Below are 14,410 nucleotides of genomic sequence, written 5' to 3'. Positions count from 1 at the left end.
AGATGCTCTGATTCATATTTTAAACTGATTTCAATACCGATCATAAAACTCAGTACGGCGTTTTAACCCATATTAATTTGATCTGCATTGATGGCAACAATGACCCCAATGCAAAACAGACCTGCATAGATTGAAAACCAGATAATCATGTTTTTAAAGGCTTTATCAGAAAGACCGCTATCAGCGTACTGCGGCGCTTTTCTTGCCTGCTCTTCGTTTTTCATCGAATCTTTCATCACAATCACCTATTTGCTGTTTATGCGCTATGTACATTATGAAAAAGAGATAGATGTCTGTGTAGACACAGAAATAGACTGAAAAAATATAACAGATAGGTTCTATGCATAAGAAACTGTTATAACTTTGCTACTGCTTATAGTGTAATGAATCGATATATAGATACAGTTGTATGCAAGCGGTCAAGCAATGTATAAATCTGAGATGCTGGGGCAGCATTTGCGCCAAATGATCGAAAATGGTGTCTGGCAAGCGTATAAGACACTGCCTTCTTTGCAGGAACAGACACAGTTGTCTGGACTCAGCCTGATTATCGTATTGAATGCCTATCAGTCTTTGGAAGTGCAAGGGCTGGTTTATGCTAAAAATAAATCCGGGTTTTATGTTGCCCCCATAGCAGTTCAATGCTGCTGAAACCGCATTAAAAGATAAAAATCCAGAAGTCCGCTTAAAAAAGAATGTTCAGATTAACTCAGTGGTGTTTCATTATTTAAAGTCGATACAAGCTGCAGAAATTGCGCCTTTTGGCTCTGCATTTCCTAATTCAGAACTGCTTTATAATCAGAAATTCATACAGCTGCTGGCACAGCACGCAAAACGCAAAAACAGTTATTTAAACGGCGATAATATGCCGCCCGGCAACTTGTCGCTGCGGAAATTGATTGCCAGCCGCTATATTCTGCAAGGCGTGTCATGCACTGCAGATGACATTGTCATTACATCAGAGCTTTGGATGCTCTGAATTTATCTTTGCAGGCTTTAACACAGGCCGGTAATTTTATTCTTTTGCATCAAAGCGCGTAATGAGTACATATATCTTTGCTGAATATGGCACTTAGAACATTTTTTAAAGCTAAAAGCCTGAGTAGTACATCATGCAATGTCTCAGGCTTTTATTTCCCTTACTTTTAAGCAAAGAAAGTCTTAGAAATTATACATCGCCACAGCATTGATACGGTTGTCTTCACCTTTTGTGCTGCCGTTCGGCGCTGCGCCAAAAGCTTCACGCTCACCATAAACATATTCAAGCCCTAGGCTGATGGGTTTGACTGGACTATAAAACACATTGGCCCACGCTTGCCACAGCGCTTTATTGATTTTTGTTTTATCTGCAAATGCATTGATATAGTCATCATTGTTATCTGCCTTCATGTAACCATAGCCCAAAGTACCGCGCCACTGCGGATTAAACTGCTGCGTAATACCGAGTGTAATTGAGTCAAATTCATTGCTTGCGATAATGTCCTTATTGGCATTGGTTACAAAACCTTGGTTAGTCCATGACACAAAGCTGCTGTCACCTTTCACATGATAATAATCAGCTTTTAAGAAGGTTTGATCTGTTAAGTCTAACTTGGCACCGAGTCCCACGCCCCACGCAGTTTCAGAATCTGCATCGGTTTTCTTTTCTGTGCCCATGGCGCGCGCACTCACCATCAGGGTATCACTGAATTTATGATTTAAACTCGCAGTTAAAGCGGGCAAACGCATATTCGAGCTATCGTCTTTAGAATCTTCTGCAGCAATAACCAAATTGGTTGCAGGGTCAAATTTATAGCTATAGCGCACTTGCGGTGTACGTTTCACTGCGCCGCCGACATAACCCAGGGCATCAATCGTTTCCGGCATGTAATCTGGCACGGCGAAGTTCGACCATGTCTGACCCACCAGCCAATCACCATAGGTCAAATATGCATGGCGAATGCGCAAGCTGTCATTTGCGCCTAAAAAGTCGACTTCAATTTTTCCGCCGACATCTCCAGCCTGCGTTGCGGTTTTAAAATCTAAGCCCAAACGTGTAGCGGCCATAGACGCTTTTAAACGGTCTGAACTTTCACCGCTGCCTTCCAGCGGAACCGTACTAATTTGGTTGTATAAACGCGCTGCACTGCCGCCTTCGGCCTGATATAACGCATCTGCACGCACATTGCCATATACGCTGAATTCTGCGCCGCCTTTGGTTTTCAGGCTTAAACCTTCAGCTTTAGCAACAGGTGCCGGCGATGGCGCAGCCATGGTTGCAGACTTAGCTTTTATTTCTGTCAAATGATTGCTTAATGAATTCTGCTGCTGCGCATATTGCTGCATCATGGCTTTCAGCGCTTTAACTTCTGCACGCAGGTGTTCCACTTCTGCTTCTGTTGCAGGCGCCGCATGCGTTGCAACAGGCAATGCAATTGCACATGCCAATGTTAAAGGTTTAAGCATAAAGTTAAAAAATTGAGTGTTCATCCTGACCTCTTTGGGACAAAGCCCATTCCTTTTTTACAGTGTTTTGACACAGTGATCCTTGAACCCTTATGCGCATGCATAAGGGCTGAGGAAGTTGTTTTAAAAATTAAGAAGATTGATTTATGGATTATTAATTTGCAGCGCTTTTGATCACAGGGCTTTTTACTGGTACAGCCTGCTGCTCTTTTGATCCTTCTACAGACGCTTTTAAATTAACCAAGAAGACCGCCAAGGCAGCGATAGCGCCTGGAATGGCAATTGCCAGAAAGTTCATTTGATGCGGCAATTCAAGCGTCAGCAATGCGCCAGTCAACACGGGACCGACAATAGCGCCAATACGGCCTATGCCTGATGCCCAGCCCATGCCTGTAGAACGGACGGCTGCAGGATAAAATTGCGCGACAAAGGTATAAAGCAAAATTTGAGAACCAATCGTTGCTGCGCCAGCAACCGCAATTAAGGCATACAGGACGGCTTGCGGACTGTTAAAGCCGAGCATAATCAGCGCCAACGCGCCTACGGTAAACATAATGCTCAGAACAGGCTTTAAATGAAACTTATCTGCCAATACGCCGCCGCCAATTGCGCCTACCATGCCGCCAATGTTCAATGCAAATAAGAACAGCATGCTTGCGCCGAGCGAATATCCAGCCTGAATCATCAGTTTTGGCAGCCAGCTGCCGAGCGCATAGACCATCAGCAAGCACATGAAGAATGCAATCCAGAACATGACTGTACTGAAGGTGCGCCCTTGCTGAAATAAAGCTTTTAATGGCGCTTCATCACCAGCTGACGGCTCATTCAAGCTGAATTCAGCAACTGCTGAAACAGGCTGTTCAGGTGAGATTTTTTGTACGATGCTGCGGACTTTTTCTGTATCTCCTTTTTGGGTCAAAAACATCAAAGATTCAGGCAAAAATTTCCAAATCAGCGGCAAAGCAATGAATGGAATACCCGCAATATAAAACATGATTTTCCAGCCATAATCCGCCACTAGCCAAGCGCCAAGCAATGCTGAAGTCATTCCGCCAATGGCATAGCCGCTGAACATCAGCGCAACCAACGTGCTGCGGATGCGTTTCGGCGCGTATTCTGTCATTAAGGCTACGACGTTCGGCATCACGCCGCCGATGCCTAAACCGGCAAGGAAGCGCAAAATGCCGAATTCGATAGGATTGGTGGCAAATGCGCCTAAAAAGGTAAAGCCGCTAAAAATAGCCACGCAAATCATAATGGTTTTTTTACGGCCCAATTTATCTGACAATGTGCCAAAGGACATTGCGCCAAACATCATGCCGAAAAGCGCAGTACTGGCCAGCATGCCGGCCTGAACGGCAGAGAGCGCCCACTCCTGCATCAGCAGCGGCAAGGCCACGCCATAAATAACAAGATCATAACCGTCAAAAATGATAATTATGAGGCACCAAATTAAAACGCCCCAATGGAAAGGTGTAAATTTTGCTTCATCAATAACTGAATTGATATTTATCTGTTGAGTATTCACTGCTCGCCTCCTGCTTGCGATGTTCCTTGTTAGCGCAAACAATGAAGCAAAGGTTTTTTTATGTCCAAAACCGATTAGCTCTACATTTATACCTTTTTAGTCGGATTAAAAAATTATTTACAATAAAACAGTGTGTTATTTCTAGTTTATTCAAAAATTGATTTATTAGAATGGTGAAAATATTACCGATTTCACTTCTATACTGTTGTGAATAACCCATAAAAAAGCGAATTTAAGACTTTAATCTTAAATTCGCCATTTGCTTATTTATATTGTATTTTTCACGTTTTATTTGAGACAGAAAATCTTTTTTCCGGGCATTTTCTATTTTCTTTTGTACGCCATATCTAGCCGCGGTGAATGCATTTTCATTAGATTACAGCACGGTCATATTGTATCGCTTCCAGATCATAAACTTGATAGATGCAGTCAAATAATGACCGGATATGATCACTCTCATCCATACAGCGGATAGCCAGAAAAATAGGACTTTTAGCAGAATCGTCTAAAACTGGAATGTAATGCAAATGCGGAAACTGAATCGTTCTTGCACTTTCAGGCACAATACAAATCCCCTCACCCGCTGCCACAAGGCCCAGCGCCAGCTGGATTTCTCTCACTTCTTTTAGGTTTTTAGGGTCTAATCCATGTTCAGAAAATAGATGCCGAACCTGTGTTGAAAAATTAGGTTTTGGATGGCTAGGATATAAAAAATGATTTTCATCAACAATATCAGCTAAATACACTCCTTCTTGTTGTTCTTTTTGCTGAGCCAAGGGATGACTTGCATGAACAGCAACCATAAGCGGTTCTTCACGTAAAAGAACCCGGCGAACAGCTGGGTCCGATATGCGAAGCCGCCCAAAACCAACATCTATGCGCCCTTCTTTTAAAGCGATAATTTGGTCTTTTGTACTCATTTCAATCAATTCAATTTTTAAATATGGATGCTGCTGGCGGAACAAATAAACAATTTTAGGCAGCAGTCCATATAAAAGTGAACCGACAAAACCCATGGTGACGGTTTTCTCTACCAAACCAATGCGCTGTGTCATGGCTTTAATTTCTTCGGCATTAGACAAAAGTTTAACGGCATGCTGATAGAAAAAATAGCCTGCTTCTGTGGTCTTTAAAGGGCGGCTGCCGCGTTCAAAGAGTTGAGTGCCCAGTTCTGCTTCAAGATTCTGTATCTGGCGGCTTAAAGGCGGCTGGGCGATAAAAAGTTTTTCTGCCGCTTTAGTAAAACTTTGCTCTTCTACGACAGCTACGTAATAGCGAAGGTGCCTGAGTTCCATATTTTCATACCTTTAGGATATATAAAAATGCAAATTTGATCTTAGACAGTCAAATATTATTCTTTTAAGGTATATCACATCAGGTACACAACGCAAGGTTGCGAAGAGCCAAGATGTATAAATCCATTGAAACACTGCTTGTCGAAATTCCAACCATCCGTCCGCATAAGATGGCTGTTGCGACAATGCAAACGCAAACATTAGTTCTGGTTAAAGTCACAACAGACGATGGATTTATCGGTTGGGGCGAAGCAACCACAATTGGCGGTTTAGGCTATGGCGAAGAAAGCCCGGAAAGCATTAAAACCAATATCGAAACTTATTTTGCGCCATTGATGAAATCCCTGCCGGGTTTAAATGTTGCGAAAACCATGCAAGTGATTAAACGCAATATTAACGGCAACCGTTTTGCAAAATGCGCAATTCAAACCGCATTGCTTGATATTCAGGCACAGCGTCTTGGCTTGCCGATGAGTGAACTGCTGGGTGGCCGTTTACGAGACAGCGTCCCAGTGCTTTGGGTTTTGGCTTCTGGCAATACGGATAAAGACATTGCTGAAGCGCAGAAAATGATTGAAGCAAAACGCCATAACATTTTCAAACTAAAAATTGGCTCCCGCGCAGTCGAAGCAGATGTTGAGCATGTTTTAACGATTAAAAAAGCGCTAGGTTCAGATATTTCAATTCGTGTCGATGTCAACCGCGCCTGGTCAGAACTTGAAGCCGTTAAAGGCATTCAATTACTGCAAGACGGCGGTGTTGACCTGATTGAGCAGCCTTGCGCCATTGACAATATTGACGCCATGGAGCGCCTCACCCGCAGATTCGAGATTGCCATCATGGCGGATGAATCGCTGATGGGTCCGCACAGTGCTTATCACTTGGCAAAACGCAATGCATCTTCTGTCTTTGCTGTCAAAATTGCACAGTCTGGCGGCTTAACTGAAGGCTGTGAAGTGGCCAAAATTGCCAAATTGGCAGGGATAGACCTATACGGCGGCACCATGCTGGAAGGGCCTGTGGGCACCATTGCTTCAGCGCACGCTTTCTCTACCTTTGAAAATTTAGCCTACGGCACAGAGTTATTTGGCCCGCTGCTGCTCACCGAAGAAATTTTAAAAACACCGCTTCAATACCAGAACTTTGAACTGACTGTTCCGAAAACAGCAGGTTTAGGTATTGAACTGGATGAAGACAAGATTGACTGCTTGCGCCGCAAGTAAATCCAAGAATTAACAAGGAGTTTCACATGCTTTTTCAAGTACGTATGGACGTGAATATTCCACTGGATATGCCAGCGGAAAAAGCTAATGAGATTAAGGTCGTCGAAAAAGCCTATTCACAGGAATTACAGCGCCAAGGCAAATGGCGCCATATCTGGCGTATCACCGGCCAGTACTCAAACATCAGTATTTTTGATGTCGAGAGCAATGAAGAGCTGCACAATATTTTGCAAGGACTTCCGTTGTACCCCTACATGAATATTGAAGTGATGGCGCTAAACCGCCACCCATCCTCAATACGTGATAACGACAGTTGATTTGAAATACAGAATGTCTGTTTTCCGCAAAAGCAAAAGTTAATGAAACAAGGACTGTGGCAGCTAAGTGAAAAAAAGCATCACTCCAGCCACCAAAACATATTGCATACTTAAGGAGCATTAGTATGAACCGCCAAGAAATTGATGCACTCGTAAAACAAATGAACGTTGACACAGCCATTGGTCCTGTAGACCCGCGTGTTCAACAAATTGTTGTCCGTTTGCTGGGTGATTTATTCCAAGCCATTGAAGACTTAGATATTTCTCAAACAGAACTTTGGAAAGGTCTTGAGTATTTCACAGATGCAGGCCAGGCGAATGAATTAGGCCTTTTGGCTGCTGGTTTAGGTCTGGAACACTACTTGGACTTACGTGCTGACGAAGCTGATGCCAAAGCAGGCATTACAGGCGGAACACCTCGTACCATTGAAGGACCATTATACGTTGCAGGTGCGCCTGAAACAGTGGGCTTTGCACGTATGGATGATGGTTCTGAAGCAGGCAAAATTCCTACGCTGTTCATTGAAGGCACAGTAACTGATACTGAAGGCAATCTTATTGAAGGCGCTAAAGTTGAAATTTGGCATGCCAACAGCCTAGGCAACTACTCTTTCTTTGACAAGTCTCAGTCTGACTTCAACCTTCGCCGCACCATTTTAAGCAATGCGGAAGGCTCTTATACGGCGCAAACAACTATGCCTGTCGGTTACGGCTGCCCTCCAGAAGGCACTACGCAGTTTGTTCTGAACAAACTTGGCCGTCACGGCAACCGCCCGTCTCATGTGCATTATTTCATCTCTGCACCGGGTTACCGCAAGCTGACAACGCAATTCAACATTGAAGGCGACAAATACCTGTGGGACGACTTTGCATTTGCAACGCGTGACGGTTTGGTTGCAACTGCTGTTGATGTGACGGATGCAGCTGAAATTGCGCGCCGTGGCCAAACAGAAGCATTCAAGCACATTACTTTTAATGTTGAGCTGGTGAAAGACCAAACTGCAGCGCCGTCAACTGAAGTTGACCGCCGCCGCGCTAGCGCTTAAGACCATCATAGGAAACCCAGATGTCAGTTTCATGACATCTGGGTGACTTCCCCAAAAGAATTGGAAAGTCGGAGAACGGACATGCCTCGTATCCCAGTTATTAACACCAGCCATCTTGATCGCATTGACGAACTTTTAGTTGACGATTTTGAAAGCGGTGAATTTAAGCTTCATCGTTCTGTATTTACAGATCAATCCCTTTTTGATTTAGAGATGAAATACATCTTTGAAGGCAACTGGGTTTACTTGGCGCACGAAAGCCAGATTCCAAATAATAACGATTTCTACACGACTCATATTGGCCGTCAGCCCATCATCATTGCGCGTAACCGGCAAGGTGAACTGAATGCCATGATCAATGCCTGTTCGCACCGCGGCGCACAGCTTTGCCGTCATAAAAAAGGCAACAAAGCAACGTATACCTGCCCATTTCACGGCTGGACATTCAATAACTCAGGCAAACTGCTGAAAGTTAAAGACCCTTCAGAAGCGGGCTATTCAGACTGCTTTAACCAAGACGGTTCTCATGATTTGAAGAAAGTTGCGCGTTTTGAAAGCTATAAAGGCTTCTTATTCGGCAGCTTAAATCCAGATGTGCCATCACTTGAAGAATTCTTAGGTGAAACCGCAAAAATCATCGACATGATTGTCGGCCAGTCAGATCAAGGCCTTGAAGTGCTTCGCGGTTCATCAACTTATACTTACGAAGGCAACTGGAAACTGACCGCAGAAAATGGCGCAGACGGCTACCACGTTTCCGCCGTGCACTGGAACTATGCAGCAACGACACAGCACCGTAAAGAAGCGCAGGCGGCTGACAACATCCGCGCAATGAGCGCTGGCTCTTGGGGCAAGCAAGGCGGCGGCTCATACGGTTTTGAAAATGGCCATATGCTGCTATGGACCCAATGGGCAAACCCGGAAGACCGTCCAAACTTTGTGAAAGCGGATGAATATACCGAGAAGTTTGGCGCGCCAATGTCGAAATGGATGATTGAGCGCTCACGCAATCTGTGCCTGTATCCAAATGTGTATTTAATGGATCAGTTCGGTTCACAAATCCGTGTATTGCGCCCGCTTTCAGTCAACAAAACTGAAGTGACGATTTACTGTATTGCGCCTGTCGGTGAAGAGCCGGAAGCGCGTACCCGCCGTATCCGTCAATATGAAGATTTCTTTAATGCCTCAGGCATGGCAACCCCAGATGATCTTGAAGAATTCCGCGCATGCCAAGCGGGCTATGCTGGTATTGAGCTGGAATGGAATGACATGTGCCGCGGTTCAAAACACTGGATCCAAGGCCCAGATGATGCTGCCAATGAAATCGGTTTAAAACCTGTGTTAAGCGGCATTAAAACTGAAGATGAAGGTTTGTATTTAGCGCAGCACCAATACTGGCTGAAAATGATGAAACAAGCCATCCAATCTGAAAAGGAACTGGCTGAGGTAGAAGCCGCTGCAATGGGAGAAAGCGCATGAATGCTGTAGTTCAACAAGACACCATTTCGCTTGAAAGCATTGCTCAGTTCCTCTACCGCGAAGCGCGATTTTTGGATGATGAACAATGGGATGACTGGTTAAATTGTTATGCCCCTTCCGCATCGTTCTGGATGCCTGCTTGGGATGACGATGACAAATTGACCGAAGACCCGCAGTCAGAAATTTCACTGATCTACTACCCGGACCGTCAAGGTTTGGAAGACCGTGTATTCCGCATCAAGACTGAACGTTCTTCTGCCACCATGCCGGATACCCGCACCAGCCACAACATTTGCAACATTGAAGTGGTGGAGCGTGACGGCAATAAAGTCACCGTGCGTTTTAATTGGAACACTTTAAGTTTCCGTTACAAAACCAACTACAGCTACTTTGGCATGTCGCGCTATGAAATTGATTTTTCTGGCGATCAGCCAAAAATTCTCAGCAAATATGTTGTCCTCAAAAACGATTATATCAACCAAGTTATTGATATTTATCACCTCTAAGACTGTTTATACAGCAAGGTAAAACCTTTCAGTCAGATGGAACGTTGGCTGAAAGGATGAGATTTAAAGATTTATATAGGATATTCAGCCATGTCAAACCACAATGTAGCGCTTCAATTTGAAGATGGCGTAACACGTTTTATTTCTGTTGCACAAGGTGAAAGCTTATCCGACGCAGCATATCGCCAAAAGATCAATATTCCTTTGGACTGCCGAGACGGTGCTTGCGGCACATGCCGCGCATTTTGTGAATCAGGTTCGTTTGATATGCCTGAAGAAATGTATATTGAAGATGCATTAACGCCAGAAGAAGCTGCCGAAGGTTATATTTTGGCTTGCCAATGCAAACCGACCTCAGACGCAGTCTTCCAGATTCAAGCATCATCAGATGTCTGCAAAACAGAAATTCATGAATTTAAAGGCACATTAGCCCGCGTAGAAAATTTATCTGATTCGACAATCACCTTTGATATTCAGCTGGATGATGGACAGCCAGAAATTAACTTCTTAGCTGGCCAATACGTAAATGTGGGTATTCCTGGTACGGATGAAACCCGTTCTTACTCTTTCAGCTCTAAACCGGGCAACCGCTTAACAGGCTTTGTCGTGCGCAATGTGCCTGAAGGCAAAATGAGCTCATTCCTGAGCGCCGATGCCAAAGCTGGCGATGTGATGACATTCAAAGGTCCATTCGGCAGCTTCTATCTGCGCAATGTGGTGCGCCCGGTAGTGATGCTGGCTGGCGGTACAGGCATTGCCCCATTTATGTCGATGCTGCAAGTGCTGGAAGAAAAAGGCTCTGAACAGCCTGTACGCCTTGTATTTGGTGTAACCAATGACTTTGACTTGGTAGCAATTGAAAAACTGAATGAACTGCAAGACAAGTTCCCTTGGTTTGAATACCGTACTGTCATTGCGAACCCAGAATCTGCACATGCGCGTAAAGGTTATGTGACAAGTCATATTGAAAACGAATGGCTGAATGGCGGCGATGTGGATGTCTATTTATGCGGTCCTGTGCCAATGGTAGAAGCGGTTCGCGGCTGGTTAGACGCTGAAGGCGTAAAACCTGCAAACTTCCTGTTTGAAAAATTCTCTGCAAACTAATTGAAAGGAAATTTTTCTATGTCGGATCGTCAAAGATTTTTAAATAAAGTGGTGATTGTGACTGGTGCCGCGCAAGGCATTGGTCGTGGTGTTGCCCTGCAAGTTGCAGCTGAAGGTGCTCAAGTGGTTTTAGCTGATCTCTCTGACTATGTCGAGGAAACGCTTGCTGAAATTGAAGCCAAAGATGGCGATGCGATTTTCGTTAAAGCCAATCTGGAAACCTTTGCAGGTGCTCAATCTGTAGTCGATCAAGCCATAGAAACCTATGGCCGAGTCGATGCATTAATCAACAACGTTGGCGGTGCCATCTGGATGAAACCTTTTCAGGAGTTTGCTGAAGAAGAAATCATCAAAGAAGTGAACCGTTCATTGTTTCCAACGCTGTGGTGCTGCCGCGCAGTGCTGCCAGAAATGATTAAAAATCAAAAAGGCACCATCGTAAACGTTTCATCTATTGCAACGCGTGGCATTAACCGTGTGCCTTATTCAGCATCTAAAGGCGGCGTCAACGGCTTAACGGCTTCGCTTGCCTTTGAGCATGCCAAAGACGGTATTCGTGTCAATGCAATCGCGACTGGCGGTACAGAAGCACCGCCTCGCAAAGTTCCACGTAATGCCAATCCACTGACTGAATCTGAAAAACAATGGATGCAAGAAGTGGTAGATCAAACCATCGACCGTACCTTCCTCGGCCGATACGGAACCATTCAGGAACAAGTGAATGCCATTGTATTCCTTGCTTCTGATGAATCTTCATATATGACGGGCACAGTTGTACCCGTTGGCGGCGGCGATCAGGGTTAAACCTGATTGAAAGCGGCACAGGATCATTGATGTATCAGCATGGAGGCAAGAGCAATGACGACCCTGTTAAAAACCCTAAAAGATGATTGGTCTTTATCAGCCACTGTTGCAGGATTTTTAGCAGTGCTGATTTCCTACTCTGGCCCGCTGATTATCTTTTTTCAGGCGGCACAAAAGGCCAATGTTGCACCCAATATGATGATTTCATGGATTTGGGGCATTTCTATTGGTGCTGCTGTTGCCGGTATTTTTCTCTCGATTAAATACAAGACCCCAGTCATCACCGCCTGGTCTGCACCGGGTACTGCATTATTGGTGACTTTATTTCCGAATATTTCACTGAATGAAGCTGTCGCGGCTTATATCACCGCCGCTTTGGTCATTCTGTTGATTGGACTCAGCGGTTATTTCGACAAACTGTTGAAATGGATTCCTCAGTCGATTGCGGCAGCCATGATGGCAGGGATTTTATTTCAATTTGGATTGGGACTTTTTACTGCAACCGACAGTATGCCGCTGATTGTATTTGGCATGGTGCTGGTATTCCTGATCTCAAAACGTGTTAGCCCTCGCTACAGCATGGTTTGGGTATTGCTGAGCGGGGTGCTGCTCAGTGTATTGCTCGGCAAAATGAACCCTGTCACGGTTGATTTTAGTCTGGCAATCCCGCAGTGGATCAGTCCTGAGTGGTCCATCAATGGCATGCTGAACTTCGCGATTCCGCTGATTTTAGTCAGCTTAACCGGACAGTTTTTACCGGGCATGGCGATTATGAAACTCAGCGGTTATGACACCCCGGCCAAACCGATTATTACTGCAACCAGTATTGCCTCCCTTGCTGTTGCTTGTGTGGGCGGCATTACCATTGTGTTGGCTTCGATTACTGCCGCGCTGTGCATGGGCAAAGATGCGCATGAATTGAAAGATAAGCGCTATATCGCAGGTATTGCCAACGGACTGTTTTACATCCTTGGCGGTTTATTTGCAGGCAGTATCGTCATGCTGTTTAGCTTGTTGCCCAAAGAACTGGTTGCTGCCCTTGCTGGCCTTGCGCTGCTTGGCGCCATTGGCACCAATGTATCTGTCGCGATGAAAGATGAATCTGAACGTGATGCTGCGCTGATCACCTTTTTAGCAACCGCATCCGGCATGCACTTTTTAGGTTTGAGTTCGGTGTTTTGGGGCATTTGTATCGGGATTATTGCACATTTGTTATTGAGCAAGCCTAAACCTGAACCTGCTGTACCGAACTCCATTTCTCTTTCTCAGACCGAATCAAAATAATTTTGCCATAGGAACGACTATGATTGATAAAAGCTCAGCTTCCCTTAAAGAAGCGCTCTCACAAATTAAAGATGGTTCGACCATTATGATTGGCGGTTTTGGTACGGCGGGTCAGCCTGCTGAACTGATCGATGGCCTGATTGAGCTTGGCATCAAGGATCTGGTCATTGTGAATAACAATGCCGGCAACGGTGACTATGGCTTGGCTAAACTGTTAAAGGCTGGTGCTGTCCGTAAAATCATCTGCTCTTTCCCGCGCCAGTCTGACTCTTGGGTATTTGATGAACTTTATCGTGCAGGCAAGATCGAACTGGAACTCGTGCCGCAAGGCAATCTGGCTTGCCGTATTCAAGCTGCGGGCATGGGCTTGGGTCCAATCTATACGCCTACAGGCTTTGGTACATTACTTGCTGAAGGTAAACCTACCCTGAACTATGAAGGCAAAGACTACGTGCTTGAAAACCCGATTAAGGCCGATTTTGCCTTAATTAAAGCCCATCAAGGCGACCGTTGGGGCAACTTGGTTTACAACAAATCAGCACGAAACTTTGGTCCAATTATGGCTATGGCAGCGGATGTCACTATTGCCCAAGTTGCAGAAGTAGTGGAACTTGGCGCACTCGATCCAGAGCATATTATTACTCCGGGGATTTTTGTACAGCACGTGGTTGCTGTCGGTACAAAACAACTTAAGCAGTCTGCTTAATCACGTGAGGACAAAACAATGAGCTATACCAAATTAACACGTGATCAAATTGCTGCACGTGTTGCACAAGATATTCCTGACGGTGCCTATGTCAATTTAGGCATTGGCCTGCCGACTAAAATTGCCAGCTATTTGCCTTCAGATAAAGATGTGTTTCTGCATTCTGAAAATGGTCTGCTGGCTTTTGGCCCCCCGCCTGCTGAAGAAGACCGTGATCCTGAATTGATCAATGCAGGTAAAGAATACGTCACCATGCTGACCGGTGGTGCATTCTTCCATCATGGTGACTCCTTTGCCATGATGCGCGGCGGCCACCTAGATATCGCAGTATTGGGTGCATTCCAAGTGGCTGAAAATGGTGACCTCGCCAACTGGCATACCGGTGCGCCTGATGCCATTCCTGCGGTAGGCGGTGCCATGGACTTGGCCGTAGGCGCTAAAAAAGTCTTTATTACTACAGACCATGTCACCAAAAAAGGCGAACCGAAGATCGTGGCTGAACTGGCTTATCCAGCTACAGGCCTGAAATGTGTCGACCGTATTTATACCGATCTGTGTGTCATCGATGTCACAGCAGATGGTATGAAAGTTCTTGAAAAAGTTGAAGGCCTTTCTTTTGAGGAATTGCAGTCGATGACGGGTGCAAAATTGGTTGATGCTACAGTTTAAA

General features: G+C 45.1%; 14 protein-coding genes and 1 pseudogene. 11 read left to right on the top strand and 4 right to left on the bottom strand.

Features of this window, described 5'->3' with window-relative positions:
- Positions 1-62 precede the first annotated feature (62 nt).
- On the bottom strand, positions 63-224 hold the full coding sequence (locus F941_RS16515; RefSeq protein ID WP_167571628.1) for a hypothetical protein: 162 nt from the start codon (positions 222-224) through the stop codon (positions 63-65).
- A 202-nt stretch (positions 225-426) separates the two neighbouring features.
- On the opposite strand from F941_RS16515, the pseudogene F941_RS16220 reads away from it, so the two are divergent.
- Positions 427-1,035: pseudogene (locus tag F941_RS16220) on the top strand (GntR family transcriptional regulator); the annotation flags it as partial.
- A 126-nt stretch (positions 1,036-1,161) separates the two neighbouring features.
- Here F941_RS16220 and F941_RS07885 read toward each other — a convergent pair.
- The 3 genes from F941_RS07885 to F941_RS07875 all read right to left on the bottom strand — a co-directional run bounded on the left by F941_RS07885 (position 1,162) and on the right by F941_RS07875 (position 5,268).
- Positions 1,162-2,469, bottom strand: coding sequence for a DcaP family trimeric outer membrane transporter (locus F941_RS07885; RefSeq protein ID WP_005009842.1), 1,308 nt, complete (start codon positions 2,467-2,469; stop codon positions 1,162-1,164).
- Positions 2,470-2,599: 130 nt separating this feature from the next.
- Positions 2,600-3,973: an MFS transporter gene (locus F941_RS07880; RefSeq protein ID WP_005009841.1), complete on the bottom strand. Its 1,374-nt coding sequence runs from the start codon at positions 3,971-3,973 to the stop codon at positions 2,600-2,602.
- A 371-nt stretch (positions 3,974-4,344) separates the two neighbouring features.
- The gene (locus F941_RS07875) at positions 4,345-5,268 is read right to left on the bottom strand and encodes a LysR family transcriptional regulator (protein ID WP_005009840.1); all 924 of its coding nucleotides are present in this window, start codon (positions 5,266-5,268) and stop codon (positions 4,345-4,347) included.
- A gap of 113 nt (positions 5,269-5,381) precedes the next feature.
- Here F941_RS07875 and F941_RS07870 point away from each other — a divergent pair, with 113 nt between their 5' ends.
- The 10 genes from F941_RS07870 (at position 5,382) to F941_RS07825 (ending at position 14,409) form a co-directional block, all read left to right on the top strand.
- A complete protein-coding gene (locus F941_RS07870) occupies positions 5,382-6,491 on the top strand; it encodes a muconate/chloromuconate family cycloisomerase (RefSeq protein ID WP_005009839.1) in 1,110 nt (369 codons plus the stop codon).
- A gap of 26 nt (positions 6,492-6,517) precedes the next feature.
- Positions 6,518-6,808, top strand: coding sequence for a muconolactone Delta-isomerase (gene catC, locus F941_RS07865; RefSeq protein WP_005009837.1), 291 nt, complete (start codon positions 6,518-6,520; stop codon positions 6,806-6,808).
- Positions 6,809-6,933: 125 nt separating this feature from the next.
- Positions 6,934-7,854 (top strand): catechol 1,2-dioxygenase, encoded by a 921-nt coding sequence (gene catA / locus F941_RS07860; protein WP_005009835.1) that lies wholly within the window; start codon positions 6,934-6,936, stop codon positions 7,852-7,854.
- An 81-nt stretch (positions 7,855-7,935) separates the two neighbouring features.
- Positions 7,936-9,333 carry a benzoate 1,2-dioxygenase large subunit gene (gene benA, locus F941_RS07855; protein ID WP_005009833.1) on the top strand — a complete coding sequence of 466 codons (1,398 nt, stop codon included), beginning with the start codon at positions 7,936-7,938 and terminating at the stop codon, positions 9,331-9,333.
- Complete coding sequence (benB, locus tag F941_RS07850; RefSeq protein WP_005009830.1) at positions 9,330-9,839, top strand: benzoate 1,2-dioxygenase small subunit; 510 nt, start codon at positions 9,330-9,332, stop codon at positions 9,837-9,839. The genes benA and benB overlap by 4 nt, the downstream gene beginning before the upstream one ends.
- Before the next feature lie 90 nt (positions 9,840-9,929).
- The gene (gene benC, locus F941_RS07845) at positions 9,930-10,946 is read left to right on the top strand and encodes a benzoate 1,2-dioxygenase electron transfer component BenC (protein WP_005009828.1); all 1,017 of its coding nucleotides are present in this window, start codon (positions 9,930-9,932) and stop codon (positions 10,944-10,946) included.
- 18 nt (positions 10,947-10,964) lie between these two features.
- The gene (gene benD / locus F941_RS07840; protein WP_005009827.1) at positions 10,965-11,750 is read left to right on the top strand and encodes a benzoate diol dehydrogenase BenD; all 786 of its coding nucleotides are present in this window, start codon (positions 10,965-10,967) and stop codon (positions 11,748-11,750) included.
- 54 nt (positions 11,751-11,804) lie between these two features.
- A complete protein-coding gene (gene benE, locus F941_RS07835) occupies positions 11,805-13,034 on the top strand; it encodes a benzoate/H(+) symporter BenE (protein WP_005009826.1) in 1,230 nt (409 codons plus the stop codon).
- 19 nt (positions 13,035-13,053) lie between these two features.
- Positions 13,054-13,740 (top strand): 3-oxoacid CoA-transferase subunit A, encoded by a 687-nt coding sequence (locus tag F941_RS07830; RefSeq protein WP_005009825.1) that lies wholly within the window; start codon positions 13,054-13,056, stop codon positions 13,738-13,740.
- An 18-nt stretch (positions 13,741-13,758) separates the two neighbouring features.
- A complete protein-coding gene (locus F941_RS07825) occupies positions 13,759-14,409 on the top strand; it encodes a 3-oxoacid CoA-transferase subunit B (protein WP_005009824.1) in 651 nt (216 codons plus the stop codon).
- The last annotated feature ends 1 nt before the right edge of the window (position 14,410 follow it).

Origin of the sequence: Acinetobacter bouvetii DSM 14964 = CIP 107468, from assembly GCF_000368865.1 — a bacterium.
Lineage (GTDB): Bacteria > Pseudomonadota > Gammaproteobacteria > Pseudomonadales > Moraxellaceae > Acinetobacter > Acinetobacter bouvetii.
Note: the sequence above shows the minus strand (reverse complement) of the source record. Positions and strands in the feature narration are given on the sequence as shown.

What these genes read in the sequence shown, in the direction of transcription:
- F941_RS16515 (WP_167571628.1), bottom strand. Translation starts at nt 224, where the DNA reads ATGAAAAACGAAGAGCAGGCAAGAAAAGCGCCGCAGTACGCTGATAGC.
- F941_RS07885 (WP_005009842.1), bottom strand. Translation starts at nt 2,469, where the DNA reads ATGAACACTCAATTTTTTAACTTTATGCTTAAACCTTTAACATTGGCA.
- F941_RS07875 (WP_005009840.1), bottom strand. Translation starts at nt 5,268, where the DNA reads ATGGAACTCAGGCACCTTCGCTATTACGTAGCTGTCGTAGAAGAGCAA.
- F941_RS07870 (WP_005009839.1), top strand. Translation starts at nt 5,382, where the DNA reads ATGTATAAATCCATTGAAACACTGCTTGTCGAAATTCCAACCATCCGT.
- catC (WP_005009837.1), top strand. Translation starts at nt 6,518, where the DNA reads ATGCTTTTTCAAGTACGTATGGACGTGAATATTCCACTGGATATGCCA.
- catA (WP_005009835.1), top strand. Translation starts at nt 6,934, where the DNA reads ATGAACCGCCAAGAAATTGATGCACTCGTAAAACAAATGAACGTTGAC.
- benA (WP_005009833.1), top strand. Translation starts at nt 7,936, where the DNA reads ATGCCTCGTATCCCAGTTATTAACACCAGCCATCTTGATCGCATTGAC.
- benB (WP_005009830.1), top strand. Translation starts at nt 9,330, where the DNA reads ATGAATGCTGTAGTTCAACAAGACACCATTTCGCTTGAAAGCATTGCT.
- benC (WP_005009828.1), top strand. Translation starts at nt 9,930, where the DNA reads ATGTCAAACCACAATGTAGCGCTTCAATTTGAAGATGGCGTAACACGT.
- benD (WP_005009827.1), top strand. Translation starts at nt 10,965, where the DNA reads ATGTCGGATCGTCAAAGATTTTTAAATAAAGTGGTGATTGTGACTGGT.
- benE (WP_005009826.1), top strand. Translation starts at nt 11,805, where the DNA reads ATGACGACCCTGTTAAAAACCCTAAAAGATGATTGGTCTTTATCAGCC.
- F941_RS07830 (WP_005009825.1), top strand. Translation starts at nt 13,054, where the DNA reads ATGATTGATAAAAGCTCAGCTTCCCTTAAAGAAGCGCTCTCACAAATT.
- F941_RS07825 (WP_005009824.1), top strand. Translation starts at nt 13,759, where the DNA reads ATGAGCTATACCAAATTAACACGTGATCAAATTGCTGCACGTGTTGCA.